21 protein-coding genes are annotated in these 24,731 nt (G+C 63.8%); all 21 read right to left on the bottom strand.

The genetic code is table 11. The features are described 5' to 3' along the window. Positions 1-46: 46 nt before the first annotated feature. The gene (locus GS_RS00830) at positions 47-1,279 is read right to left on the bottom strand and encodes an LL-diaminopimelate aminotransferase (RefSeq protein ID WP_010940837.1); all 1,233 of its coding nucleotides are present in this window, start codon (positions 1,277-1,279) and stop codon (positions 47-49) included. Between the two features lie 201 nt (positions 1,280-1,480). Beyond that, on the bottom strand, positions 1,481-2,281 hold the full coding sequence (dapB, locus tag GS_RS00825) for a 4-hydroxy-tetrahydrodipicolinate reductase (protein ID WP_010940836.1): 801 nt from the start codon (positions 2,279-2,281) through the stop codon (positions 1,481-1,483). 21 nt (positions 2,282-2,302) lie between these two features. Then, on the bottom strand, positions 2,303-3,175 hold the full coding sequence (gene dapA, locus GS_RS00820; protein ID WP_010940835.1) for a 4-hydroxy-tetrahydrodipicolinate synthase: 873 nt from the start codon (positions 3,173-3,175) through the stop codon (positions 2,303-2,305). A 33-nt stretch (positions 3,176-3,208) separates the two neighbouring features. Continuing rightward, complete coding sequence (gene lysA / locus GS_RS00815; RefSeq protein ID WP_010940834.1) at positions 3,209-4,462, bottom strand: diaminopimelate decarboxylase; 1,254 nt, start codon at positions 4,460-4,462, stop codon at positions 3,209-3,211. 137 nt (positions 4,463-4,599) lie between these two features. After that, positions 4,600-5,373, bottom strand: a complete 774-nt coding sequence (locus tag GS_RS00810) for an LPS translocon maturation chaperone LptM (protein WP_010940833.1) — start codon at positions 5,371-5,373, stop codon at positions 4,600-4,602. A 38-nt stretch (positions 5,374-5,411) separates the two neighbouring features. Next, entirely contained in the window at positions 5,412-6,788 is a 1,377-nt protein-coding gene (argH, locus tag GS_RS00805) for an argininosuccinate lyase (protein WP_010940832.1), read from the bottom strand. A 21-nt stretch (positions 6,789-6,809) separates the two neighbouring features. Further along, positions 6,810-7,973 carry a hypothetical protein gene (locus GS_RS00800; RefSeq protein ID WP_010940831.1) on the bottom strand — a complete coding sequence of 388 codons (1,164 nt, stop codon included), beginning with the start codon at positions 7,971-7,973 and terminating at the stop codon, positions 6,810-6,812. A gap of 10 nt (positions 7,974-7,983) precedes the next feature. After that, on the bottom strand, positions 7,984-8,427 hold the full coding sequence (locus tag GS_RS00795) for an NUDIX domain-containing protein (RefSeq protein ID WP_010940830.1): 444 nt from the start codon (positions 8,425-8,427) through the stop codon (positions 7,984-7,986). A gap of 166 nt (positions 8,428-8,593) precedes the next feature. Further along, positions 8,594-9,814 (bottom strand): argininosuccinate synthase, encoded by a 1,221-nt coding sequence (locus GS_RS00790; RefSeq protein WP_010940829.1) that lies wholly within the window; start codon positions 9,812-9,814, stop codon positions 8,594-8,596. A gap of 32 nt (positions 9,815-9,846) precedes the next feature. Continuing rightward, on the bottom strand, positions 9,847-10,758 hold the full coding sequence (argF, locus tag GS_RS00785; RefSeq protein ID WP_010940828.1) for an ornithine carbamoyltransferase: 912 nt from the start codon (positions 10,756-10,758) through the stop codon (positions 9,847-9,849). Then, positions 10,755-11,954, bottom strand: a complete 1,200-nt coding sequence (locus GS_RS00780; RefSeq protein ID WP_010940827.1) for an acetylornithine transaminase — start codon at positions 11,952-11,954, stop codon at positions 10,755-10,757. Before GS_RS00780 ends, argF begins: the two co-directional genes overlap by 4 nt. Before the next feature lie 80 nt (positions 11,955-12,034). Beyond that, the gene (argB, locus tag GS_RS00775) at positions 12,035-12,913 is read right to left on the bottom strand and encodes an acetylglutamate kinase (RefSeq protein ID WP_010940826.1); all 879 of its coding nucleotides are present in this window, start codon (positions 12,911-12,913) and stop codon (positions 12,035-12,037) included. Between the two features lie 133 nt (positions 12,914-13,046). After that, complete coding sequence (locus GS_RS00770; RefSeq protein ID WP_010940825.1) at positions 13,047-14,162, bottom strand: hybrid sensor histidine kinase/response regulator; 1,116 nt, start codon at positions 14,160-14,162, stop codon at positions 13,047-13,049. Positions 14,163-14,184: 22 nt separating this feature from the next. Beyond that, positions 14,185-16,812, bottom strand: coding sequence for an alanine--tRNA ligase (gene alaS / locus GS_RS00765; protein ID WP_010940824.1), 2,628 nt, complete (start codon positions 16,810-16,812; stop codon positions 14,185-14,187). Positions 16,813-16,883: 71 nt separating this feature from the next. Next, complete coding sequence (locus GS_RS00760) at positions 16,884-17,363, bottom strand: regulatory protein RecX (RefSeq protein ID WP_010940823.1); 480 nt, start codon at positions 17,361-17,363, stop codon at positions 16,884-16,886. Between the two features lie 28 nt (positions 17,364-17,391). After that, on the bottom strand, positions 17,392-18,552 hold the full coding sequence (locus GS_RS00755; RefSeq protein ID WP_010940822.1) for a type IV pilus twitching motility protein PilT: 1,161 nt from the start codon (positions 18,550-18,552) through the stop codon (positions 17,392-17,394). Between the two features lie 3 nt (positions 18,553-18,555). After that, on the bottom strand, positions 18,556-19,572 hold the full coding sequence (gene recA / locus GS_RS00750; protein WP_010940821.1) for a recombinase RecA: 1,017 nt from the start codon (positions 19,570-19,572) through the stop codon (positions 18,556-18,558). Between the two features lie 132 nt (positions 19,573-19,704). Then, entirely contained in the window at positions 19,705-21,834 is a 2,130-nt protein-coding gene (locus tag GS_RS00745) for a sensor histidine kinase (RefSeq protein ID WP_010940820.1), read from the bottom strand. 43 nt (positions 21,835-21,877) lie between these two features. Then, positions 21,878-23,119 carry a competence/damage-inducible protein A gene (locus GS_RS00740; protein WP_010940819.1) on the bottom strand — a complete coding sequence of 414 codons (1,242 nt, stop codon included), beginning with the start codon at positions 23,117-23,119 and terminating at the stop codon, positions 21,878-21,880. Further along, on the bottom strand, positions 23,116-23,568 hold the full coding sequence (locus tag GS_RS00735) for a phosphatidylglycerophosphatase A family protein (RefSeq protein WP_010940818.1): 453 nt from the start codon (positions 23,566-23,568) through the stop codon (positions 23,116-23,118). Before GS_RS00735 ends, GS_RS00740 begins: the two co-directional genes overlap by 4 nt. Next, positions 23,565-24,731 (bottom strand): nickel pincer cofactor biosynthesis protein LarC, encoded by a 1,167-nt coding sequence (larC, locus tag GS_RS00730; RefSeq protein ID WP_010940817.1) that lies wholly within the window; start codon positions 24,729-24,731, stop codon positions 23,565-23,567. Before larC ends, GS_RS00735 begins: the two co-directional genes overlap by 4 nt.

The raw sequence follows: 24,731 nt of genomic DNA, 5'->3' as shown, positions 1-24,731 counted from the left end.
GAAGATAAATAAAGAAGGGCGACCTCATCGGCCGCCCTTCTTTAATCTACTTCAAATTCTTCTTTATCCTCTCCACCGCCTCGATCACATTCTCGCGATGGCCGAAGGCCGACAGCCGGAAGAACCCTTCGCCGCTGGGGCCGAATCCGCTCCCCGGCGTTCCGACCACGTTGCACTCGTTCAGCAGCTTGTCGAAGAAGTCCCAACTGCTCATGCCGCCGGGGGTCTTGAGCCAGATGTAGGGGGCATTGACCCCGCCGTAGACGGTGAGGCCGGCGGCGGCCAGGCCCTCGCGAATGATCCGGGCATTCTCCATGTAGTAGTCGATGATCTCTTTGTTCTGCTGCCACCCCTCGTCGGAGTAGACTGCGGCGGCGGCCTTCTGCACCGGGTAGGAGGCGCCGTTGAACTTGGTGGTGGTGCGGCGCAGCCAGAGCTTGTTGAAGCTGTACTTCTCGCCCGTCGGCGTGGTGCCCATGACCTCTTCCGGCACGACCACCAGGCCGCAGCGGACGCCGGTGAAGCCGGCAGTCTTGGAGAAGGAGCGGAATTCGATGGCGCACTTCTTGGCCCCTTCGATCTCGTAGATGGAGTGGGGGATTGCGGGATCGGTGATGAAGGCCTCGTAGGCGGCGTCGAAGAAGATGACGGCGTCGTTGGCGATGGCGTAGTCGACCCACTTCTTCAGCTCGGCCTTGGTGGCCACGGTGCCGGTGGGGTTGTTGGGGAAGCAGAGATAGATGATGTCCACCTTCTCGGTGGGGAGGGACGGAATGAAGCCGTTCTCCTCGGTGCAGGGCATGTAGACGATGCCCTTGTAGTAGCCCTTGTCGTCGGCCTCGCCGGTGCGGCCGATCATGACGTTGGTGTCGTTGTAGACCGGGTAGACCGGGTCGCCGATGGCCACGACGTTGTCGAGGGCGAAGATGTCCAGGATGTTGGCGCAGTCGCACTTGGAGCCGTCGGAGATGAACATCTCCTCGGTCTTGAGGTCCACGCCCAGGGGCTTGTAGGACTTTTCGATAATGGCGTTGATCAGCCAGTCATACCCCTGCTCCGGGCCGTACCCGGCGAAATTCTCGGTGGTGGCCAGGTCGTCCACGGCCTCGTGGAACGCCTTGATCACGGCCGGGGCCAGGGGCCGGGTGACATCGCCGATGCCGAGGCGGATCACCTTGGCGCTCGGGTTGGCGGCGGCGAACTCCCGCACGCGGCGGCCGATCTCCGGGAAGAGGTAGCCGGCCTTGAGTTTCAGATAGTGGTCATTGATCTTTGCCATCGTCGATGAATCCTCCGGTTTCGTATTGGATAAAGGAAATGCCGCTCAAAGCGGCAATTCGGATGTATGGCGTTCGCTTCAACCTGAAAAAGGTTGATTGTGCCAAGGTCAAGGCGTCACGGAAGAGCGCGGAGACGCAGCTGCGCTACGTCGCACGCGCGCTGGCGCGGACAACGCCGAGATTGGCAACACGCGGCATTTCTACTTCAGCCCCAGAACGTCCTGCATGTCGTACAACCCCGGCGCCTTGCCCACCACCCACTGGGCGGCCCGGACGGAGCCTCGGGAGAACATGTCGCGGGTCATGGCCCGGTGACTGATCTCGATCCGCTCGCCCATGCCGATGAAGTAGACGGTGTGCTCGCCGACGATGTCGCCGCCGCGCACGGTCTGCATGCCGATCTCTTCCTTGGTCCGCTCGCCGCAGATTCCCTCGCGGTGATAGGTGGCCACCTTGTTGTAGTCGCGGCCCAGGGCCTCGGCCACCACCTCGCCCATGCGGACGGCGGTGCCGCTAGGGGCGTCCTTTTTCTTGTTGTGGTGCAGTTCGACGATCTCCACGTCGAAATCGTCGCCCAGGGTCTTGGCCACGTCCTTGAGAATCTTGAAGCAGACGTTGACCCCGACGCTCATGTTGGGGGCCAGCACCGCCGGGATCTCCCGGGCCAGTTCCACGGCCAGGGCGCGCTCCTCGGGGGTGAAACCGGTGGAGCCGATGACGATGGACTTTTTCTTGAGGGCGCAGACCTCCAGGTTCTTGAGGGAAACCTTGGGAGTGGTGAAGTCGATGAGGACGTCGCACCCTTCCACCACGGCGTTGAGGTCGTCGGAAATGGCGACGCCCAAGGCGCCGCAGCCGGCGATGAGGCCGGCATCCTGCCCGACCATCTCGTGGCCCGGCCGCTCCAGGGCTCCGGAAATGGTGCAGCCAGCCTCCCTGGCGGCAACGATGATCCTCTGGCCCATACGCCCGGCGGCGCCACAGACAGCTATCTTGGTCATATCAACCTCGCAGTTCGCGCGTTAAATCAGCTGGTACTCTTTCATGATGGCGGTCAGTTTCGCCTTGTTCCCCTCGGACATGGGGCAGAGCGGGAGGCGGACCTCGTCGGAGCACTTGCCCATGAGACCGAGCGCCGTCTTCACCGGGATCGGGTTCGACTCGATGAACATGGCGTTGCTGATCTTGAGGGTGTTCAGGTGGAGCCGACGCGCCGTCTCCAGATCACCGGCAAAGAAGGCGTCGGTCAGGTCGGCCACGGCCTTGGGCATGATGTTGGCCAGCACCGAGATGACCCCCTTGGCGCCGCACGCCATCATGGGGAAGGTGATGAAGTCGTCGCCCGAGAGGACATCGATCTGGTCGCCGCAGAGGGCCAGGATCTCCGAGGCCTGCTGGAGCGAACCGGTGGCCTCCTTTATGGCGACGATGTTCTTGTGGGGCGCCAGCCGGGCGACGGTCTCGGGGAGCATGTTGACCCCGGTGCGGCCCGGCACGTTGTAGAGGATCTGGGGGATGGCCACGGCATCAGCGATGGCGGTGTAGTGGCGGACGAGCCCCTCCTGGGTCGGCTTGTTGTAGTAGGGGGTGACCAGCAGCACGCCGTCGGCCCCGGCCTCCTTGGCCTTGCGGGAGAGCTCGATGGCCTCGGCGGTGGAATTGGAGCCGGTGCCGGCGATGACCGGAACCCGCTTGTTCACCTGCTCGATGACGATCTTCACCACGTCCATGTGCTCGTCATAGTCCAGCGTCGATGATTCGCCGGTGGTGCCGCACGGAACGATGGCGTCGGTGCCGTTGGTGATCTGGAACTCCACGAGTTCCCGCAGTTTCTCCTGGTCCACCGCGCCGTTGGTGAACGGGGTGACGATGGCGACAATGCTTCCCTTGAACATATCCGTATCCTCCCTCTCTGGGGTTGTCTTTCGTTACAGGAACGACGGCACCCGCTCGCCCCGGATCAGGTCTTCCACCGTCTCCCGCTCGCGGACCACTTCGAACTGGTTACCCTTGACCATCACCTCGGCCACCCGGGGGCGGCTGTTGTAGGTGCTGCTCATGGCGAAGCCGTAGGCGCCGGCCGACATGAAGGCCATCAGATCGCCCTGGCGGAACATGGGTACCTCCCGGTCCTTCACCAGGAAGTCGCCCGACTCGCAGATGGGACCCACGATATCGGCCACGATCATGCCGTCCTGGTCCTTGACCACCGGCTGTACGCCGTGGAAAGAGCCGTAGAGGGCCGGACGGGCCAGGTCGTTCATGCCGGCGTCGATCATGATGAAGTTCTTCTCGTCCCGCTCCTTGGTGAAGAGGCACGTGGCCACCAGGATGCCAGCGTTGCCCACGATGTTGCGGCCCGGCTCGAAGAGCAGGTGCATGCCCAGCTCTTTGGTGGCCGCGACGATCTCCTTGCCGTAGTCGGCGGGGAGCGGCGGCTCTTCGGTGCTGTACTGGATCCCCAGGCCGCCGCCGCAGTCGAAGTACTGCAGGTCGATCCCCTGGCCGCGCAGGTTGGCGATCATCGTCTTCAGCTTCTCGATGGAGTCCACGAAGGGAGTGACCTTGGTCAGCTGGGAGCCGATGTGCATGTCGATGCCGATCACATCGATGCCGGGGAGCGTCTTGGCGCGGGCGTATTCGGCCATGGCCCGGTCGATGGTGATGCCGAACTTGGCGTTCTTGAGGCCCGTGGTGATGTAGGGATGGGTCTGGGGGTCCACGTCGGGGTTGACCCGGATGGCGATGCCCGCCTTCTTGCCCATGCGGGAGGCGATCTCGGAGATGCGGGTCAGCTCCTGCTCCGACTCCACGTTGAACATGAGGATGCCGGTGTTCAGGGCGTACTCGATCTCGTCGTCCTTCTTACCCACCCCGGAATAGACCACTTTTTTCGGATCGACGCCGGCCTGGAGGGCGCGGTAGAGCTCGCCGCCGGAAACGATGTCGGCGCCACCGCCCAGGGTGATGAACGTCCTGAGCACTGCCTGGGTGGAGTTGGCCTTGACCGAGTAGCAGATGGTGTGGGGCACGCCGGCGAAGGCCTCGTCAAAGGCAGTGAAGTGCCGGGTCAGGGTGGCGTGGGAATAAACATAGACCGGGCTACCAACCCGGGCCACGATCTCCTTGAGCGAAACCTCCTCGGCGTGGAGCTCGTTCCCCTTGTACTGGAAGTGATTCATGGTGTCCTCCGTTTATGAAAAGTGAATAATCGTCACGCTGTAAACAAAAGTGGATATTTTTAACATGCAAGGCCTAAAAAGTCAAAAGATTAGCGGCTTATCGCCCGGTTCCGGCCGCAGCGCGCACTGCCTGGCCCCTACTCCGGTTCGGTCAGGGCGCCCCGTACGGTGTTGGATGCGGCGCCTTCCACCAGTTGTCCGTCCACGGCAACGACCTGGCGCACCAGATAGACATAGGTGACGCCCCGCTCCAGGCGCTGGTCCTCGTAGCTCGTGCCGGTCACCGGCGACGGCGTCAAGAGGACCAAGCTGGCGAGGTCGTCGCCCCGGCGGCGGTAAATGTAGGCGCCAACGGGCTCCCCGGTCGCAGGCGGGGACGGTTCCCACTGGAGCGCGACGCCGGTTGCGCTCGATGAAGCGGCGAGGCGCGGCGCAGGCGGGGCCGCCACCATCGTGCGACGGGCCCGGTTCGAGGCCCCGCTCTCGCTGCCGTCCTTCTTGAATGAGATAACCTTGTACTGGTAGGTGGCCCCGTTGGTCAGGCCGCGGTCGGCCAGCACGTAGCGGCCGTCATAGGAACGCACGTCCTGGGGATACTCCAGGTCCACGGTCCTGATCAGCGTGTAGGCGGTGGGGCACTCCTCGCAGTCCTGCCCCGGCGGGAGCACCGGCCTGCGGTAGACCCTGAACCCGGCCAGGTCCTTGAGGGGGCGGCCCCCCTCATCCTTCTCGGGCGCGGGCCAGGAGACGTAGAAGGCGTCATCCTTCTGCTCCACCGTCAGGGTAGAGACAGAGGCAGGCACGAAGGATTCGGGCGGCACCAGCGGCCCCTTCCTGCCGCAGCCTGCCAGGGCGGCCGCAAGTGCGATTCCGGCGACGAGCTTGACTACGATCCGATGATTACCGCCCACTGTCCCCTCCCCGGCCCTGTGCCGCGACGCGAATCACGCTATCTCCCCACCTTGGCCCGCTCGATCTCCGCCTTGACGCGCTCCAGGGCCGTGCCGCCGGTGGCGACGCGGGCGTTGACCGACGCTTCCAGGGTAATCGCGTCGAAGATGTCCTCGCCGATCTTGTCCGAGAACCCCTGCCATTCATCCATGGTCAGATCCGGGAGATCCTTGCCGTTGGCGATACAGTAGGCCACGGTCTTCCCCACCACCTCGTGGGCGTCGCGGAAGGGCATCCCCTGGCGGACCAGGTAGTCGGCCACGTCGGTGGCGGTGGAGAAACCCTTGGCGGCCGCGGCCCGCATGTTCCCGGCGTTGATCCGCATCTCCCGCACCATGTCGGCGAAAATCTTGAGGCTCCCCTTCACGGTGTCGATGGTGTCGAAGAGAGGCTCCTTGTCTTCCTGCATGTCCTTGTTGTAAGCCAGGGGCAGGGCCTTCATGACCGTGAGGAGCGCCATGAGGTTGCCGTAGACCCGGCCGGTTTTGCCGCGGACCAGTTCCGGCACGTCCGGGTTCTTCTTCTGGGGCATGATCGAGGAGCCGGTGCAGAAGGAATCGGTCAGCTCCACGAACTTGAACTCGCTGGTGGACCAGAGGATCAGCTCCTCGGAGAAACGGGAGAGGTGCATCATCAGGATCGAGGAGGCCCCCATGAACTCCAGGGCGAAGTCCCGGTCCGATACCGAATCGAGGGAATTGCGGGTCACGCCGGGGAAGTCCAGCAGCTCGGCCACGTGTTCCCGGTCGATGGGGAAGGTGGTCCCGGCCAGGGCGCCGGCGCCGAGCGGAAGGACGTTCATCCGCCGCAGGCAGTCCTCCATCCGCCCCTTGTCCCTGGTGAACATCTCCACGTAGGCCATCATGTGGTGGGAGAAGAGGATGGGCTGGGCGGTCTGCAGGTGGGTGTAGCCGGGCATGATGACGCCCAGGTTGGCTTCCGCCTGGTAAATGAGGGAGTCCACCAACATATCCAGGTAGGCGGAGATCTCCACGATCTCGTCCCGCAGGTAGAGGCGGATGTCGAGGGCAACCTGGTCGTTGCGGGAACGGCCGGTGTGGAGCCGCTTGCCGGCCTCGCCGATCTTCTCCGTGAGACGCGCCTCGATGTTCATGTGGATGTCTTCCAGGGCCACGGAGAAGTCAAATTTCCCGGCCTCGATCCGGGCAAGGACCTCCTGGAGCCCCGCCACGATCTTTTCGACCTCAGCCATGGGGAGGATGCCTTGCTTGCCCAGCATCCGCGCGTGGGCGATGGAGCCCCGGATGTCCTGGTGGTAGAGCCGCTTGTCGAAGTCGATGGAAGCGGTGAATTCCTCGACGAATTGGTCGGTCGGCTCGGAAAAGCGGCCGCCCCACAGTTTTTCGTGTGCCATGACTATCTCCTGATGGTGTGATTACATGTTCTGCGCGATCTCGAACCCCGCCACCAGCTCATCCCCGCTGATCTTGACCCAGCCGCCGTCCCGGGACGGGCGCATGATCGTGTGGACCTTGAGGGGAACCCGCGTGGTGCGCGGATCGATCTCGTGGTGGAGCGGAAGATTGAAGTAGTAGAGACGGGTCCCGGTCCCGAAGCGAAGCCGGCAAATCGGAGCGCCGTCGAAATCGTCGGTGGCGAACTCCGAGAGCTGCACCCGCGCCAGGCGGTGGCTGCTGTTGATGACCACGGAGGAGGTGCCGAAGGCGTGCCCGCCGGGGACATCCTCAATCCGGGTCTCCTCTGAGGTATTGCCGAAGACCGTTACCGTTTCCCGCACGCCGGGCGTGTCCTCCAGGTACTCGCCGTAGAACCCGGCGAGCACGTCCCGGTAGGCCCGGTGCTCGGGCTTGGGGTTGCACTGGACCACGAAGATGGTGTCCAGGGTCTGCCGGGTGGAGAAGTAGAGCTGGTTGGCGTGGTCAATGATCTGCTTGATGTTGGAGCTGTACAGGTCCCGGTAAAGGTAGTCCAGACAGATCAGAACCATGAAGTTGAAGCAGGAGGGGCGGCTCCGGAAGAGGTAGAAGTGGCGCCCGCGGTAGAGATCGTGGAACTTGTCCAGGAATTCCTCCCCGTGGAAGGGGTGGCTCTTGGCCTCCAGGAAGACACGCAGTTTCCCCGTGGCCTCCTTCACCGCAATGCAGCACCAGTTGACCGGCATCTCCAGCACATCGCCCGAATCGATGTCCCGGTCCACCAGCTCGATGGCCTCGGCGTTGTCCTCCCGGAACCGCTCCAGCATCTCCCGGTAGGCCTTGAGGCTCACGTGCTCCACCCCGAACATGGTGACGGTGTTGGGGCGGAAGGTGCCGCTGATCGCGGTCAGCATCTCGTCGAACCGGCCGACCGGGACGTGGGTCTCGGGAAACATGAGGAAGTGGAGCTTCTTCAGGTTCCCCTCGCCGGCCGCCACCAGGTCGAGGATCGACCGGACCCGCTCCCACTGGCGGTCGGGCTCCTCGATGGCGAATCCCTTCTCCGCCCCCCGCAGGTGGTTCGGCACCTGGGCGATCATGCAGTGGAGGTGGTGCCCCAGGGGATATTCGAGATTCACCTTCTTGTCGATGATCTGGACCATGGGAACCTTGTCACGTCTCGCAGCTGCAGAGCTCCGGAAATACCTTGCCGAGGATGAAGCGGGTCCCTTCGGGCATTTTGTAGCCCGCCAGCTCTCCGCGGGGGACCCAGCGGGCCTCCTCCACCTCGTCGCGGTTGTGGTCGATGTCACAATAGATGGGGTGGCAGAGGTAGTAGAGGATGATGAAGTGGTAGTTGTCCTCGCCTGGGGTCACGTGCTCGAACACGTCGATGAGGTCTTCCACCTCTACCTGGAGCCCCACCTCTTCCATAACCTCCCGCTGGAGGGCCGCGACGATCGGCTCACCCAGGTCGATCTTCCCACCGGGCATGACCCATTCCCCCTTGAAGGGGGTCACGTTCCGCTTGGTGAGGAGCACCTGACCGTCATCATCCACGATGACGGCCACGACAGAGGTGACGATGTGGTCTTTCTTGAATGTCTTGTCGGCCATGGGATAGACGAAGGGACACGGCGGACCGTGTCCCTTTTGATCTTTCTGAAAACGCGAATGTTTCGCACGGTCAAGGCACTCACGAAACGGTGCGGAGGCATACTGAACGTACGCCGCACAAGCAGTTTCGCAGGGCAACGCAGAGCGTGCGGAAAAGGCGCGTTTTCTACTTCTTCCCCTGCATGAGCGACCTGATCCGCAGCCGCAGGGAGTTGATCTTGATGAAGCCGGTGGCGTCGGCCTGGTTGAAGACCTGATCCTTTTCGAAGGTGGCGAAGTCCAGGTTGAAGAGAGAGTTGGTCTCGGACTTGCGCCCCACGGTACGGCAGTGCCCCTTGTAGAGTTTCACCCGGGCCACGCCGTTCACGCACTTCTGGGAATCGTCGATCAGGGTCTGGAGCATCTCCCGCTCCGGCGAGAACCAGTAGCCGGCATAGACCTGGCGGGCGTACTCGGGGATGAGGGAGTCGCGGATCCGCATGACCTCGCGGTCCATGGTGATCTGCTCCACCGCCGAGTGGGCCTCGCGCAGGATGGTGCCGCCGGGGGTCTCGTACACGCCCCGGGACTTCATGCCCACGGAGCGGTTCTCCAGGAGATCGACCCGGCCGATACCGTGCTCGCCGCCGATGTAGTTCAGGTGAGCCAGGAGCTGGGCCGGGCTCATCTTCTCGCCGTCAACGGCCACGGCATTGCCGTTTTTGAATTCGATCTCCACGAACTGGGGCTTGTTGGGGGCCTTTTCCGGCGCCTTGGTCAGCACGTACATGTTCTCGGGGGGCTCGGCCCAGGTATCCTCCAGGATGCCGCCCTCGAAGGAGATGTGGAGGAGGTTGCGGTCCGAGGACCAGGGACGCTTCTTGGTGACCGGGATCGGGATCCCGTTCTTCCTGGCGTAGTTCACCAGGGCCTGGCGGCTGTTGAGCTTCCACTCGCGCCAGGGGGCAACCACGGTGATGGCCGGGTCAAAGTGGTAGTAGGCCAGCTCGAAGCGGACCTGGTCGTTCCCCTTGCCGGTGGCGCCGTGGGAAACGGCGTCGGCACCCTCGATCTTCGCGATCTCCATCTGACGCTTGGCGATGAGGGGGCGGGCGATGGAGGTGCCCAGGAGGTAGTGCCCCTCGTAAATGGCGTTGGCGCGGAACATGGGGAATACGAAGTCCTTGACGAATTCTTCCTTCAGGTCGTCGATGTAGACCTTGTCGGCGCCGGTTGCGATGGCCTTGTCGCGGATCGGCGCCAGTTCGTCGCCTTGGCCCAGATCGGCGGAGAAGGCGATGACCTCGCAGCCGTACTCGTTCTTGAGCCACTTGAGGATGATGGATGTGTCGAGTCCGCCCGAATAGGCAAGGACGATCTTCTTGACGTCTTTGTGCGCTTTGGCCATGGGGATCTCCTTTTGATCGGAATAAAATCGGGTTACTTCATCAATGAAGCCATGATGGCTTTCTGAATGTGGAGCCGGTTTTCGGCCTCGTCCCAGACGGCGGAGCGGGGGCCTTCGATGACACTGTCGGTGATCTCCTCGCCCCGGTGGGCCGGGAGGCAGTGGAGGACCATGCAGTCGGGCCGGGCCAAGGCAACCAGGGCGTCGTCGAGGCAGTAGCCCTGGAACGCCGCCTCACGCTCCTTCTGCTCCTGCTCCTGCCCCATGCTGGCCCAGACATCGGTGTTGACGACGTCGGCGTCGCGCACGGCCTCCTCAGGGTCCTCGGTGATGGTGATGGAGGACGTGGCCCGCTGCTGGGCCCAGTCCCAGACCTGCCGGTCGGGCTCGTACCCGGTGGGGCAGGCCAGGGCCAGGTCGAAGCCCAGGATGGCGGCGGCTTCAATCCAGGTGTTGGCCATATTGTTGCCGTCGCCGACCCATGCGAATTTCAGTCCCTGATAGCCTCCCTTGTATTCGATGACCGTGAAGAGGTCGGCCATGATCTGGCAGGGATGGAACAGGTCGGTGAGGCCGTTGATGACCGGCACCGACGAGTAGCGGGCGAACTCCTCAACGATCTCCTGGCCGTAGGTGCGGATCATGACGCCGTCGCAGTAGCGGGCCATGACACGGGCCGTGTCCTTGATGGGTTCGCCCCGCCCCATCTGGGACGTGGCCGAGGAGATGAACAGGGGATGGGCTCCCAGTTGGGCGACTCCCACCTCAAAGGAGACGCGGGTCCGGGTGGACGATTTCTCGAAGATGAGGGCCACGCTCTTCCCCTCCAGCAGCCGGTGGGGAACGCCCTGCTTCTGCTTGTCCTTCAGTTCCCGGCTGAGGGTGAAGAGCCCGTCGAGCTCCTCTTTCGTAAACTGGTTGAGGGCCAGAAAGTGCCTGATCATTTCGTCATTTCCTCCAGGATGCCGTCGAGAACGGCGATCATGTCATTCACTTCCTGCTTGGTCACCACCAGGGGAGGGACGAACCGGAGTACCCGGTCCTGGGCCACGTTCAAGAGCACGCCCCGCTCCAGCCCCTTGAGCACGATGTCGCCGGCCGGCACCGACAGTTCCATGCCGACCATGAGACCGATGCCCCGCACGTCGGTGATGATGTCGTATTTTCCCTTGAGCCGCTCCAGCTCCCCCACCAGGTATTCGCCCATCTCCTCGGCCCGGTTAAGGAGCCCCTCCTCCAGCACGGCCCGGACGGCTGCCAAACCCGCGGCGGTGACCAGGGGATTGCCCCCGAAGGTTGAGCCGTGGGTGCCGGGTGAAAAGGACGCGGCGATCTCGTCCCGGGCCAGCATGGCACCGATGGGGGCGCCCCCGGCAAGGGCCTTGGCCAGGGTCATGATGTCGGGGGTCACGTCAAAGTGTTCATGGGCGAAGAGCTTGCCGGTCCGCCCGATCCCCACCTGAACTTCGTCGAAGATGAGGAGCAGGCCGTGGCGATCGCAGATCTCCCGAACCTTCCGGAAGTAGTCGGCAGAAGGGACGACCACGCCCCCTTCCCCCTGGATCGGCTCCAGCATCACCGCGCAGGTCGTGGGAGTGACCGCTGCCTCCAGGGCCGCGGCATCGTCGAAGGGGACGTAGGTGAAGCCGTGGAGGAGCGGGTCGAAAAACTTCTGGACCTTTTCCTGGCCCGTGGCGGAGATGGTGGCCATGGTCCGGCCGTGGAAGGAGGCCAGCGCCGTGATGATGCCATAGCGTTCGGCGTCGCCGGTCTTCTCCCGGGCATGCTTGCGGGCCAGCTTGATGGCGGCCTCGTTGGCCTCGGCGCCGCTGTTGCAGAAAAAGACCTTGTCCGCGAAGGAGTGGGCGCAGAGCAGCTCGGCCAGCTCGATCTGGTTCGGGATGTGGTAGTAGTTGGAGCAGTGGATGATCTCGGCGGCCTGCGTGCGCAGCGCCTCAACCACTTTCGGATGGCAGTGCCCCAGGTTGTTCACGGCCACGCCGGCAAGGAAGTCCAGATACTCCTTCCCGTCCGCGTCCCAGACCCGGCACCCTTCTCCCCGCACCGGCACCAGGGGGTACCGGCCATAGGTCTTCATGATGTATTTGTCAGCCTTTGCAATCCATTGAGTGGTATTCATATCAGCGATCCTCATGGGCGGCCTGGGCCGCGCCTGTCCGTTTCATGCCTCTGACCGGGGCTTCCTGCCGGGAGAGGCCGTCATCGGTGGATCTCGGTGCCGACGCCGACGTCGGTGAAGATCTCCAGCAGAACCGCGTGAAGCACCCGGCCGTCGATGATGGAGGCCTTTCTGACCCCCTCCTCGATGGCATCGACGCAACAGGTGACCTTGGGGATCATGCCGCCGGTGATGACACCGTCGTCGATGAGGCCGGGCACCGTATCGAGGCGGATGCTGGAGAGGAGGGCCCCCGCCTTGTCCTTCACCCCTGCCACGTCAGTGAGCAGGATCAGCTTTTCGGCCCGCAGGGCTCCGGCCACCCGGCCGGCCACGAGGTCGGCATTCACGTTGTAGCTCTCTCCCTGCTCGCCTACCCCCACCGGGGCGATGACCGGGATGAACTTGCCGTGCTCCAGGGTCTGGATCAGCTCCTGGTTCACCTTGACCACGTCGCCCACGAAGCCGATATCCACCGACTCCACGGTGCCGTCATCCTGCCTGACCTCCTGGAGAAGCTTGCGGCAGAGGAGGAGATTGCCGTCCTTGCCCGAGAGCCCCACGGCCCTGCCCCCGTGCTGGTTCAGGTACCCCACCACCTCCTTGTTCACCTGGCCGGTGAGCACCATTTCCACCACCTGCATGGTGGCGGCGTCGGTGACTCGCATCCCCTTCACGAATTCAGAGACGATGCCGTACCGCTTGAGGGTCTCATTGATCTGGGGGCCGCCGCCGTGGACCACAACGGGGTTGATCCCGAGGGACTTCAGCATGATGACGTCGAGGGCGAAGGATTCCTTCAGGGCCTCGTCTGCCATGGCGTGGCCGCCGTACTTAATGACGATGGTCTTGCCGGAGAAGCGCCTGATATACGGCAGCGCCTCCATGAGGGTATTTGCCTTGTCGATGAGATGCTGCATCCGGAATGGCCTCCCGGGCGGTGGGATAGGGGCGGGGACGGTCGCAAGAAAGGTGTAACTATAGCAGAACGAGGGAAATAATCAACCGTGAAAGGGGCTCACAGCGCGCGTAGCCGGGCGGATGACGCCGATCTCAGGTGGCTGCGCTGGGGAGGGCAATGGTGACCCGGGTTCCAGCTCCGGCTTCGCTCTCGATAGAGATGGTGCCATCGTGGAGCTTGACGAACTCGCGCGCGTAGAAAAGGCCGAGGCCGAAACCGCGGATCTGACCGGTACCTTCGGGGTCCACTTGGTAGAACTTCTCGAAAATTTTGGGTATTTCATCACGGGGGATGCCCACGCCCGTGTCCTCGACGGCCAGCAGGTACTCGTCGCCCGACTCCCTGAGAGTGATGGTGATCTTGCCTCTCTCCCGGGAAAACTTGTAGGCGTTGTCGATGATCTGGCCGATGGCGAAGGTAATCTTCTCACGGTCCAGGGAGATGGGAGGCAGCGGGGCCAGGTCGAAGGAGGTGACGATGCCGGGCTTGGCGACCGCCTCACGGGAGGACGTGACGAGCTTGGGAATCAGGTCCTGCAGCAGGCACGGCTCTAGTTGGAGGCCCGCCTCGGCGTCCATGAAGCGACTGAAGGCGAGGAGTTCGCTCACCAGGCTTTCCAGGTAGCGGGACTGGCCGAAGATGAGCTCCAGGTTCCTGCGGGATTCAGGGTCCTCGGGGTCGTAGACGCCGCACGCGAGATTCTGGAGAAAGAGCGAGATGGCGGTGAGCGGCGTCCGGAACTTGTGGGAGATGAGCGACAGAAAGTTGCTCTTGAGCCGGTCCATGCTCTTGAGATTGGCGATCTCCTCCTTGAGGACCTTCTTGTCCAAGGCGCGGTCCACTGCCGTCTTGAGCTGCAGCAGGTTCAGGGGTTTGGTGATGAAGTCGTCGGCGTCCGCCTTGAGCGCATTGAGGATGATATCCTTTTCGGCGTAACCGGTCATAACGATGACTACGAGCGTCGGCTCCATCTCCTTGAGGCGCCGCAGGAGCTCGATGCCGTTCAGCTTCGGCATCATTACGTCGGTGAGGATAACGTCGATCCCCCCCCGCTCGAACAGGCGCAGGGCCTCTTCGCCGTCGCCGGCCTGAAGGACCCGGTACCCCTTGAGGGCCTTGGCGCACAGGTCGCGGATCACCGATTCGTCATCCACGACGAGAATCGACTTGAGACCGCGCTCAGACTGCATCTTGGTCACGATATCCATGGTGTTCCTGCCGTTTCCCCGGTCAGGGGACGAGTTCACACACCTTGCCGAGGGCCTCGCCGAGCTTGTCCGGCAGGGTTCCGCCCGCCTGGGCCAGCTCCGGCTTCCCTCCTCCGCTACCGCCGATGATGGGGGAAAGCTGACGGATCAGGTCGCCGGCCTTGACGCGGCCGGTCAGATCCTTGGTCACCGCCACCAGAAGATTCGCCTTTCCTTCCTTGACGCACCCGAGGGCCACAACACCAGAGCCGAGCCGGTCCTTGAGGGTGTCGGCAAGCTCCCGGAGCTTCTTCGGATCGTCCACCTCAGCCAGGGTGGCGAGGACCTTGACGCCGTTCACCTCCCGGACATCCGCCAGCAGGTCCGCCGAGCGGGCGGCGTTGAGGCGCGACTCCAGGGTCTCGATTTCCCGCTGCATATCCTTCTGACGAGTCAACAGCCGCTGGAGACGCTCCACATTGTCGCCCCCCTCGGCCTTGATCAGGGCGGCGATCTCTTTCCGCTCGTCCTCCAGCTGCTGCACGTGACGCAGGGCGCCCATGCCGGTCAGGGCCTCGATGCGGCGGACCCCCGCGGCAATTCCCGCCTCGGAGAGTATCTTGAAGAAACCGATGTCGCCGGCGGCGTGGACATGGGTGCCACCGCACAGCTCCATGCTCACTTCGCCCACCCTAACCACCCGGACAGTGTCCCCGTATTTTTCGCCGAACAGTGCGGTGGCGCCGATCTCCATGGCCTCGTCCAGGGCCATTTCCCGAGCATGGACGTCGTCGTTGGCCATGATGCAGGAGTTGACGATCTCCTCAACCCGCCGGATCTCTTCGGGCGTCATGGCCGCGAAATGGGTGAAGTCGAAGCGGAGGCGGTCCGGCCCCACAAGGGAGCCCGATTGCTTCACGTGATCCCCCAGCACCTGGCGGAGCGCCGACTGGAGGAGATGGGTTGCGGTATGGTTGCGGGCGGTGGCGTCGCGGCCCGGCGCGACCTTCAGATCGCAGGCGTCGCCCTGCCTGATGGTGCCCTCGACCACGGTCCCCCGGTGGACGATGAGATCCGGGAAAGGACGAAGCGTTTCCGTCACCTCCACGTGGGCGCTGCCCGTGGAGATGGTTCCGGTGTCCCCCACCTGGCCGCCCGACTCGCCGTAGAAGGGAGTGGCGTCGGTGATGATCTCCACCCGGTCGCCGGCCGTGGCCTCGGCCACCTCGGCCCCGCCCTTGAGGAGGACCGTCACCGGAGAGTAGGCGGTGCGGGCTTCGTAGCCCGTGAAACGGCTCCGGACGCCCCGGGAATGGAGGGTCTTGTGGACCTCGGCGATCCCCTCCTCGCCGGAGCCCTTCCAGTGCTCCCGGGCCTGCTCCCGCTGTCGCTCCATGCAGGCTTCGAAACCATCTTCATCGATGGTGAACCCTTCGCTCCGGACGATGTCCGCGGTGAGATCCGTGGGAAAACCGAAGGTGTCGTAGAGCCGGAACAGGGTCTCGCCGGGGATGACCGTGCGCCCTTCGTTCTTGAGATCCGCCACGGCCTCGTTGAGGATGGCGAGTCCCCGGTCGAGGGTTTCGGCAAAGCGCTCCTCCTCGGCCCGGATCACCTTTCTGATGTACTCCTCACGCTCCAAAAGTTCCGGGTAGGCGTCGCCCATCATGGCGTTGACGGCCTCTACCATCCGGCAGATGACTGGTTCGGCAAAGCCGAGCATCTTCGCGTGCCGGGCGGCCCGGCGCATGATCCGGCGCAGCACGTAGCCCCGTCCCTCGTTTGAGGGGAGGACCCCGTCGCAGATCAGGAAAGTGGTGGCCCGGACGTGGTCCGCCATGACCCGCATGGAGACGTCGTCTTTCTCGCTGTGCCGGTAGCGCTTGCCCGAGAGCTTTTCCACGTGCCCGATGATCCCCTGGAACAGGTCGGTGTCGTAGTTGGACTTCACCCCCTGCATGACCGTGGAGATGCGCTCGAGCCCCATGCCGGTATCGACGGAGGGCTTGGGCAGGGGGGTGAGCACCCCGTCGGCGGAGCGGTTGAACTGCATGAAGACGTTGTTCCAGATCTCCATGTACCGGTCGCAGTCGCACCCAACGGCGCAGTCGGGGCTGCCGCAACCGACCTCGGGACCGTTGTCCCAGAAAATCTCGCTGCAAGGGCCGCAGGGCCCGGTATCGCCCATGGCCCAGAAGTTGTCCTTCTCGCCGAAGCGGTAGATCCGCTCCCGGGGAACCCCCTCTTGCAGGTGCCAGATGTCGGCGGCCTCGTCGTCGTCCGTATAAACCGTCACGTAGAGGCGGTCTTTATCGAGGCCCAGGTCTTTGGTGAGGAATTCCCAGGCAAAGGCGATGGCCTCTTTCTTGAAATAGTCGCCAAAGGAAAAGTTGCCGAGCATTTCGAAGAAGGTATGGTGCCGGGCGGTGCGCCCCACGTTCTCCAGGTCGTTGTGCTTGCCACCGGCCCGGACACACTTCTGGGAGGAGCAGGCCCTGACGTAATCACGCTTCTCCAGGCCCAGAAAACAGTCCTTGAACTGGTTCATGCCGGCATTGGCGAACAGGAGCGTTGGGTCATTGTGGGGAATGAGGGGGGAGCTGGGCACGACGGCATGCCCCCGGTCGGCGAAGAACTTGAGAAATCGGGCGCGTATCTCTTTTCCGGTCATCGGGTCCTCTGTATCTGCATGATCATTGTAATTAATACGTGTGGTCAATCTCTTCGTACGGTGCCGTTCCGTCATTCATCGACAGGACACCGGAGCGCTTCAAGAATGGCACTGAGCCCGAACCCGCGGCGCTGGAACCAGCCCACCACCCGCCGCTTTTCGCGAGGGTCCGCCACAGCCGGATCGAAGCCGGGAAATTTCCGGGCCAGCAGGTCTCCGACCAAGGCCCGTTCGTCGCAACCGGCCGCCGCCTGGGCCAGGGCCTCTTCGGCCAGTTCCGGTGGAATCCCGCGGCGGCGCAGCTCGACCCGGAGTCGAGCCCCCACCATTTTCCCCTGGGCCAGGGCCGATTCCGCCAGGCGGCAGGCAACACGGCGGTCATTCAGGTAGCCGAACTCCCTGAGGCGCGCGACGATGCGGTCGATCTCCCCCGCGTCGATCCCCCTGGACCTCAGCTTGCGGGCAAGTTCGGCTTCGCTGTGGTCCCGACGCGAAAGGATGTCGAGGGCGGTGGACAACGGGTCACGCCGCCGCTCCGGTCGGGAATGCATGCTTAAATCAACCTCACGGGCCACCGGCCTAGAACTTCTCGATGCCCTCGACGGAGCCCTCTCCCTCCGCAGGGGGAGCCTCGTCATGGACGAAGTCGTCCCACGTGCTGTCGGAGGTGGACGAAATGCCGGACACCTTGAGGGCGAAGTCGTCGGGGTTGGACGACTGGCGGAGCGCCTCCTCGTAGGTGATGAGCTTCTGGGTGTAGAGCAGCATCAGGGACTGGTCGAAGGTCTGCATCCCGTACGAGGTATAGCCCTGGGCAATGGCTTCGGGGAGGAGTTTCGTCTTGTCCTTGTCGTCGATGTATTCCTTGATCCGGGCGGTGCCGATCATGATCTCGACCGCCGGTACCCGGCCCTTGCCGTCGGCGCGGGGGACCAGGCGCTGGGAGACGACGCCCTTGATCACGCCGGCGAGCTGGATCCTGACCTGGCGCTGGTGATAGGGAGGGAAGACCGAGATGATCCGGTTGATGGTCTCGGTGGCATCCAGGGTGTGGAGGGTCGACATGACCAGGTGACCGGTTTCGGCCGCGTGCATGGCGGTCTCGATGGTCTCCAGGTCGCGCATCTCGCCGACCAGGATCACGTCCGGGTCCTGGCGGAGGGCACCCTTGAGGGCGGTGGCGAAGGAGACGGTGTCGAATCCTACCTCCCGCTGGGAGAGGATGCTCTTCTTGTCGCGATGGAGGAATTCCACCGGGTCTTCAACGGTAATGATGTTGCAGGTCCGGTGCTCGTTGATGTAGTCGATCATGGCGGCCAGGGTGGTGGACTTGCCGCTCCCCGTGGTGCCCGTGACGAGAATGAGGCCCCGCTCCTCCATGGCCAGTTTTTTAATGACCGGCGGCAGGGTCAGGTTCTCCATGGAGGGAATGCCGAAGGGAATGAAGCGAAACACCATTGCCACCGTGCCGCGCTGGGAGTAAACGCTCACCCGGAAGCGGCCCAGGCCCGGCACGCCGTAGGCAGTGTCGCATTCGAAGTGCTCCTCGAAGAGACGCTTCTGCCGATCGTTCATGATGGCGAGCGCCATGGCGCGCACTTGGTCCGGCGCCAGCCGCGGCGCGTTCGGGATTGGCCGCAGGCGGCCGTCGATCCGCACGACGGGCGGGAGGCCCGTTTTGATGTGGACGTCGGACGCCTTGGCGCGAACCGCGACGGTGAGGATATCGTTCAGTTCCATGGGCTATGCCGCTTCCTTCGCCCCTTTGCGGGGAATGCCGGCCACGTCGTAAACCTTCCCTTCGATCTCGTTCACCAGTTCTGGCCGCTCCTTGAGGAAAAGGCGGGAATTTTCGCGCCCCTGGCCAATCCGGTCTCCGCCGTAGGAGAACCAGGCGCCGCTCTTGTCCACGATCCCCTTCTCCACGGCCAGGTCGAGGATGTCGCCCTCGCGGGAAATGCCCTCACCGTAGTAAATGTCGAACTCCACCTCTTTGAAGGGGGGAGCCACCTTGTTCTTGACCACCTTCACCTTGGTGCGGGAGCCGATGACGTCCTGCCCTTGCTTGAGGGATGCGATCTTGCGGATATCGAGACGTACCGAGGCGTAAAACTTGAGGGCGTTGCCGCCGGTGGTGGTTTCGGGGTTGCCGAACATGACGCCGATCTTCATCCGGATCTGGTTGATGAAGATGACGCAGCAGTTGGACTTGGAGATTATGCCGGTGAGCTTGCGCAGGGCCTGAGACATGAGCCGGGCCTGGAGCCCCATGTGGGAGTCGCCCATCTCCCCTTCGATCTCGGCCTTGGGAACCAGTGCCGCCACCGAGTCGATGACGAGGACGTCCACAGCGCCGCTTCTGACGAGCATCTCGGCAATTTCCAAGGCTTGCTCCCCGGTGTCGGGCTGGGAGACGAGCAGGTCGTCCGTCTTGACGCCGAGTTTGCGGGCATAGCCGATATCGAGCGCGTGCTCGGCGTCGACGAAGGCAGCGATGCCGCCCATTTTCTGGGCCTCGGCCGCGATGTGCAGGGCGAGCGTCGTCTTGCCCGACGACTCGGGTCCGTAGATCTCGATAATCCGCCCGCGGGGGACGCCGCCGACGCCGAGGGCCAGGTCGAGGGAGAGGGAACCGGTGGGGATGGCGGCCACATCGGGGAGGGCCTCATCCGCCCCGAGGCGCATGATCGCCCCCTTGCCGAACTGCTTTTCTATCTGGCTGAGCGCAAGCTCTATCGCCTTTTCGCGTTCTTGGGTCACAATCGCCTCCTGGGCGGTGCCGACGGCGGCCGGCGCCACGTTTCGTATCGGTCAGTTGATCAGAAATAACACAGATCTTTCGGTCTTTTCAAGGGTATCTTTCCGGCAGATCCTGCCCGTTTCGAAAGGGTGTCACGCTCCCTCTCCGGGGATGTCTCCCGCCAGGGGATCCCGGGGGGCGGCCAGAGGGATGACCGGCGTCCGCAGACTCTCCTCAAGGGGAAGGAGAACCAGAAACGCGCTGCCGAAGCGGGCCTCCGGATCAACCCCCGGGCTCTCGACCCAGACCATGCCCCCATGGGCCTCCACCATCCCCTTGACGATGGCCAGTCCAAGCCCCGTCCCCTTTCCCTGGAACTTGAACTTGCCGCTGGAGTGGTGACGGATATCGCCAATTTCGTAGAATTTGTCGAATATCTTCACCTGCTCGTCGTGGCTGACCCCGATGCCGTTGTCGCGGACCGCCACCTCCAGATAGCAGCGATCCCCGATCTGGCTCGGGAAATCGGCATTGAAGCGCGCCAGGATCTCCCGCTTCGGGGCAAGGGCCCGCCGGTCGACCACCCGCGCCGAGATGATGATCGTCCCCCCGTCCGGAGTGAACTTGACCGAGTTTTCCAGCAGTTCCGAGAATATCTCCTCGAAGCACTCCTGGTCGCCTATGCAGTGGGGGAGCCCCTCCAGGTTGTTGAAGACGATTCGCAGGCTCCGCTCCGCAAGCAGCGGCTCAAGCTTCGTCACCACCTGGCTGAACACCTGGGAGATGTGGAGGGCACGCCGGGCCACAGTGGCCGACTTGGCCTCAAGACGGGCAACCTTGAGGATATCGTTGACGATCTCGAAAAGGCGCTCTCCCCCCTCGTGGATCATGTCGAGGACCTGCCGGCTGTCGGGGTCGCCGGCTAGGCTTGACGAGGAGCGCAGAAAATCGGTGCCGCTGATGACGCTGGTAAGGGGGGTGCGAAACTCATGGGAAATCATGCCGAGAAAGTTGTTCTTCATCCGGTCGATTCGCTCCAGCTCCTGATTGGCGCGTTCCACGAGGGTCAGATTGGTGCGGAGCCGGTGCTGGGAAAGGGCAAGCTCGTGACTGCTTTTCTCCAGGAGGCGGAACGACCCCATGAGCTCATCGCTTTTCCACTTGAGTTCATTGAAGAGGCGGGCGTTTTCGATGATGATGCCCATCTGGCCGGCTATGGAAAAGAACAGCTTGAGCTCTTCGTCGGTGAAGGAACGCATCTGCCGGTTCAACAGGTACATGACGCCGGTGACCCGGTTCTTGGCGAACAGCGGGACCGCCGCAAACCCCTTCCAGCCTGCCGACTCATCCGAGAGCCCCGCCATGCACCCTTCCATGGCCAGATCGTCCAGGGCGAAAGGGCCGCGCGTGGCGGCAACCCTGCCCAACAGTCCGCCGTCGGCTCCGGCATCAAGCGCCTCCCTGAGCCGATCCGGAACGAAACAGGTAGCTGCCGGGCGCAGGGTGCCGTCCCGCTCGCGCAGATGGATGCCGCCGCCGTCAACGCCGAAGACTTCGATCGTTTCCCGCAGGGTTACGTCGAGGACCGTCTCCAGCTCCATCTCCTGGTTGGCTCTGGTGATGATGTTCACCAGGGAGGCGAGCTCCCGGTTGCGCTGGCGCATCTCCCGCTCGGCCCGGTGCTTGAATGTGATGTCCCTGATCGTGGCATGGACCACCTTCTCGTCGCCCAGATCAATGAGGCGGGCTTCCACCTCCCCCAGGAAGCGATCCCCTCCCCGGCGGCGGAACGCAATTCCGTCGGTCCGGCCCCTTCCGCGCCGGACCACCCTCAATACCAGCAGGGAAAACTTCTCCTGGTCCTCCTCGGGCACCAGGTCCTTCCCCTTGAGAGTGACCATTTCCTCCTTGCTGTACCCCAGCAGTTCGGTGCCCCGACGGTTCACCTCCACCAGAAGCCCCGTGTCGGCATTGAAGACGAAGACCGCATTGCCGGCCCCTTCCAGAAGACTCCGGTAGCGCCGGGCGATCTTGTCCAGCTCCCGCTGGTACTGCATAAGCTCGTGCAAATGGGCCAGTTCATTGACGCTGCGTGTCTTGCGGTAGCTGACCACCATGAAAATGATGCAGGAAACGAGCAGGAAAAGAACCAGGGTAAGGAAGTCGAGGAGGGGAAAATCGTGGCGACGGTAGACGACAAAGGACGCCGCAAGCACGCCAAGCACCAGGAGCGCCGAAACACTGACAACAATCAGATACACCCTGTCGTTGCGTAAGGACATGACGAGCTTTCCCGCTGCGGGAGAAAAGGACAGCGGCTTCGATTCAGGCGGTGAGGAGGCGCCTCCTCAGCCAGTCCAGGGCCGTGACGGCCGTGACGGTCCGGATGGCGTCCCGCTCGCCGGCGAAGCGGTACGACTTGACCGAGCAGCCTGCCCGGTCGGCCAGGGCCAGGTAGACCGTGCCGACAGGCTTGTCGTCGCTCCCCCCATCGGGGCCGGCGATACCGGTAACGGCCAGGGCCAGATCGCTGCCGGCCACGTGGCGGGCTCCCCTGGCCATGGCACGGGCAACATCGGCGCTCACGGCTCCTTTTTCAGCCAGAAGCGCGGTCGGAACGCCCAGGAGTCGCTCCTTGGCCTCGTTGGCATAGGTGACCAGCCCCATGAAAAAGTAGGCGGAACTGCCAGCCACGTCGGTGATCCGCTTGGCAATGAGCCCGCCGGTGCACGACTCGGCCAGGGCGAGGGTGAGCCCCTTTTCGCGAAACAGGCGGGCAACCGCCGTATCGATGGTGTTGTCCCCCTCGGCCACGATCACATCGCCCAAGCGCTCTCGCACCAGGGGCAGCCCCCCGGCAATGATCTCCGCAGCCTCCTCCTCGCTTCGGGCAGTGGCCCGCAGTTTCACCTGCACTACCGGAAAATCGACGCAGTAAGCAATGCCGAGCCCCCCACGGGAACGCTCCAGTCCGCTCAGTCGACCGCCGATTTCCGCCTCGGAGAGGCCGAACAGCGTCAGTACCGCCGTTCGGGTGACCTCCGGCCCGCTCCGCCGGTCAAGGACCAGGGGCACCACCGACTCTTCCAGCATCCTGGCCATCTCGGCCGGGACGCCGGGGAGAAAGACCAGAAAACATTCCCCGTGCAGCAGGTGGAAACCGCACGCGGTGCCGAGCGCGTTCGGAATGAGACCCGCCTTGGCCGGCAGGAGGCACTGGCGCTCATTGGCGGGATACAGCTCGCGCCCCCGCCGGGAGAAGAAGTCCCGCAGCCGGTCAAGGGCCGCCTCGTTCAGGACGAGGCGTCGCCCCGTTGCCCGGGCCGCGGCCCGGGCCGTGACATCGTCGTCCGTGGGACCGAGCCCCCCCGTGACGATGACGGCATCATGAGCCGGAGCGAGCATGCCGAGGGCCGCCTCGATCTCCCCCTCGTCATCGCCCACGGTCAGGTGCCTGCCCACGGCAAGCCCCGCGTCCGCCAAGCGTGCGGCGATGCGCGCGGCATTGGTGTCCACCACTTCGCCCCGCAGGAGTTCGTCGCCGATGGAAAGGGTTGCGATCTTCACAGGTACCCCAGCAGCAGATGGAGGGCGGCGCAGGCATAGAGCCCGGCCGCCACGTCGTCCAGCACCACACCGTAGCCGTTTTTCATCCGTCGGTCGAAATAGCGGGCGGGCCAGATCTTCACGACATCGAAGAAGCGGAAGAGGAGAAAGCCGGCCAGGATACTCCGCCAGTCAGCGGTCACCCCGGCCATGGTAATGAGATAGCCGATCACCTCGTCAATGACCACCTTGCCGGGGTCCTTCTGACCGAACTCCTCCTGGGCGCGTCCCGCCACCCAAGACGACAGGAAGAAGAACGGCACGAGAGTGGCGAGATAGAGCCAGAGGGGCAGCCGCGCCAGCGCTAGGTAGAGGGGGATGGCGCCGAGGGTTCCCACCGTCCCGGGGGCAACGGGCGACAGCCCCGTGCCGAACCAGGTGGCGGCGATAACCACGAATCGTCGGGTCACTGTCCGCACTCCCGCTCAACGATCCGGTAGACCTCCATGAGCGGCATGCCCCGCTCGGCGGCGATCCGGCAGCAATCGTCGTATTCGGGCGCCACGCGCGCCACCCCGTCCCCATTGATGACCTTCACCCGCACCCTGCCGAGGGTCGTATCCCGCTCCTCCACGAGGCGCCGGAGCTTCAGCCGCCCCGCCGGGTGGAAACGCACCCCGATGGCTGAAGTTTCCCGCAGGATAAGCGCCGCAAGTTCGTCCCGTTGTTCGGGATGAACCACCACCGTGAGCCTGACCGCGGGCCGGTTCTTCTTCATCTGGAGGGGGGAAAAGGCGGCATCCAGAGCACCGGCGGCAAGACAGCGCTCCATGACGTATCCCAGAATCTCCGGGCTCGTGTCGTCGATGTGGGCCTCAATGACCACCACGTCGTCCCGCTCGAACCCTCTGTCAATCTCTCCCTGGAAGACACGCAGGATATTTGGAATGTCGGCGAAATCACGGGTTCCGGCTCCGCAGCCGACGCCGGTGACGGTCATGGGCGGAATCGGTCCGAATCCGGCGGCCAGGGCCGCCAGGATGGCCGCCCCGGTGGGCGTAACCCGTTCACCGGGCCCCGCCTCGCCATGAACGGGGATGCCACGCAGGAGTTCAGCCGTGGCGGGCGCCGGCACCGGCAGACGTCCATGGGCTGTTTCCACGAAACCGCTCCCCAGGGGCAGGGCCCCCCCGTGGATGGACTCGATCCCGAGCCAGTCGATGGCTGCGGCGGCGCCGACGATGTCGGCGATGGAATCCACCGCTCCCACCTCGTGAAAGTGCACCCGTCCCAGCTCGACGCCGTGGACCTTGGCCTCGGCCTCGGCCAGACGGAAGAATATCCGCTGGGCCTTCTCCTTGATTCCGTCGGCAAGGGGGCTCTCTTCGATCATGGCGGCAATGTCGCCGTAGTGCCGATTAGGCTGGTGCTCTTCCACATGCACAACGAAGCGGGTGGCGGTGATCCCTTTGCGGCTCGTCCGCTCCGTGGCAAGGGAGTAGCTCGAATGAGGCAGGCGGAGACACCCCACGGCATCGCGCACCACCTCGAAGGGAACTCCCAGGTCAAGGAGCGCCGCCACGGTCATGTCGCCGGCAATGCCAGCAAAGCAGTCGAAATAAAGTATCTTCAA

Source organism: Geobacter sulfurreducens PCA, from assembly GCF_000007985.2.
Lineage (GTDB): Bacteria > Desulfobacterota > Desulfuromonadia > Geobacterales > Geobacteraceae > Geobacter > Geobacter sulfurreducens.
The sequence above is the reverse complement of the archived record's forward strand: the minus strand, read 5'-3'. Positions and strand labels throughout refer to the sequence as shown.

What these genes read in the sequence shown, in the direction of transcription:
- argF (WP_010940828.1), bottom strand. Translation starts at nt 10,758, where the DNA reads ATGATCAGGCACTTTCTGGCCCTCAACCAGTTTACGAAAGAGGAGCTC.
- dapA (WP_010940835.1), bottom strand. Translation starts at nt 3,175, where the DNA reads ATGTTCAAGGGAAGCATTGTCGCCATCGTCACCCCGTTCACCAACGGC.
- GS_RS00755 (WP_010940822.1), bottom strand. Translation starts at nt 18,552, where the DNA reads ATGGAACTGAACGATATCCTCACCGTCGCGGTTCGCGCCAAGGCGTCC.
- GS_RS00760 (WP_010940823.1), bottom strand. Translation starts at nt 17,363, where the DNA reads ATGCATTCCCGACCGGAGCGGCGGCGTGACCCGTTGTCCACCGCCCTC.
- GS_RS00770 (WP_010940825.1), bottom strand. Translation starts at nt 14,162, where the DNA reads ATGGATATCGTGACCAAGATGCAGTCTGAGCGCGGTCTCAAGTCGATT.
- alaS (WP_010940824.1), bottom strand. Translation starts at nt 16,812, where the DNA reads ATGACCGGAAAAGAGATACGCGCCCGATTTCTCAAGTTCTTCGCCGAC.
- argB (WP_010940826.1), bottom strand. Translation starts at nt 12,913, where the DNA reads ATGCAGCATCTCATCGACAAGGCAAATACCCTCATGGAGGCGCTGCCG.
- GS_RS00795 (WP_010940830.1), bottom strand. Translation starts at nt 8,427, where the DNA reads ATGGCCGACAAGACATTCAAGAAAGACCACATCGTCACCTCTGTCGTG.
- argH (WP_010940832.1), bottom strand. Translation starts at nt 6,788, where the DNA reads ATGGCACACGAAAAACTGTGGGGCGGCCGCTTTTCCGAGCCGACCGAC.
- dapB (WP_010940836.1), bottom strand. Translation starts at nt 2,281, where the DNA reads ATGACCAAGATAGCTGTCTGTGGCGCCGCCGGGCGTATGGGCCAGAGG.
- GS_RS00790 (WP_010940829.1), bottom strand. Translation starts at nt 9,814, where the DNA reads ATGGCCAAAGCGCACAAAGACGTCAAGAAGATCGTCCTTGCCTATTCG.
- GS_RS00745 (WP_010940820.1), bottom strand. Translation starts at nt 21,834, where the DNA reads ATGTCCTTACGCAACGACAGGGTGTATCTGATTGTTGTCAGTGTTTCG.
- GS_RS00830 (WP_010940837.1), bottom strand. Translation starts at nt 1,279, where the DNA reads ATGGCAAAGATCAATGACCACTATCTGAAACTCAAGGCCGGCTACCTC.
- GS_RS00800 (WP_010940831.1), bottom strand. Translation starts at nt 7,973, where the DNA reads ATGGTCCAGATCATCGACAAGAAGGTGAATCTCGAATATCCCCTGGGG.
- GS_RS00780 (WP_010940827.1), bottom strand. Translation starts at nt 11,954, where the DNA reads ATGAATACCACTCAATGGATTGCAAAGGCTGACAAATACATCATGAAG.
- lysA (WP_010940834.1), bottom strand. Translation starts at nt 4,462, where the DNA reads ATGAATCACTTCCAGTACAAGGGGAACGAGCTCCACGCCGAGGAGGTT.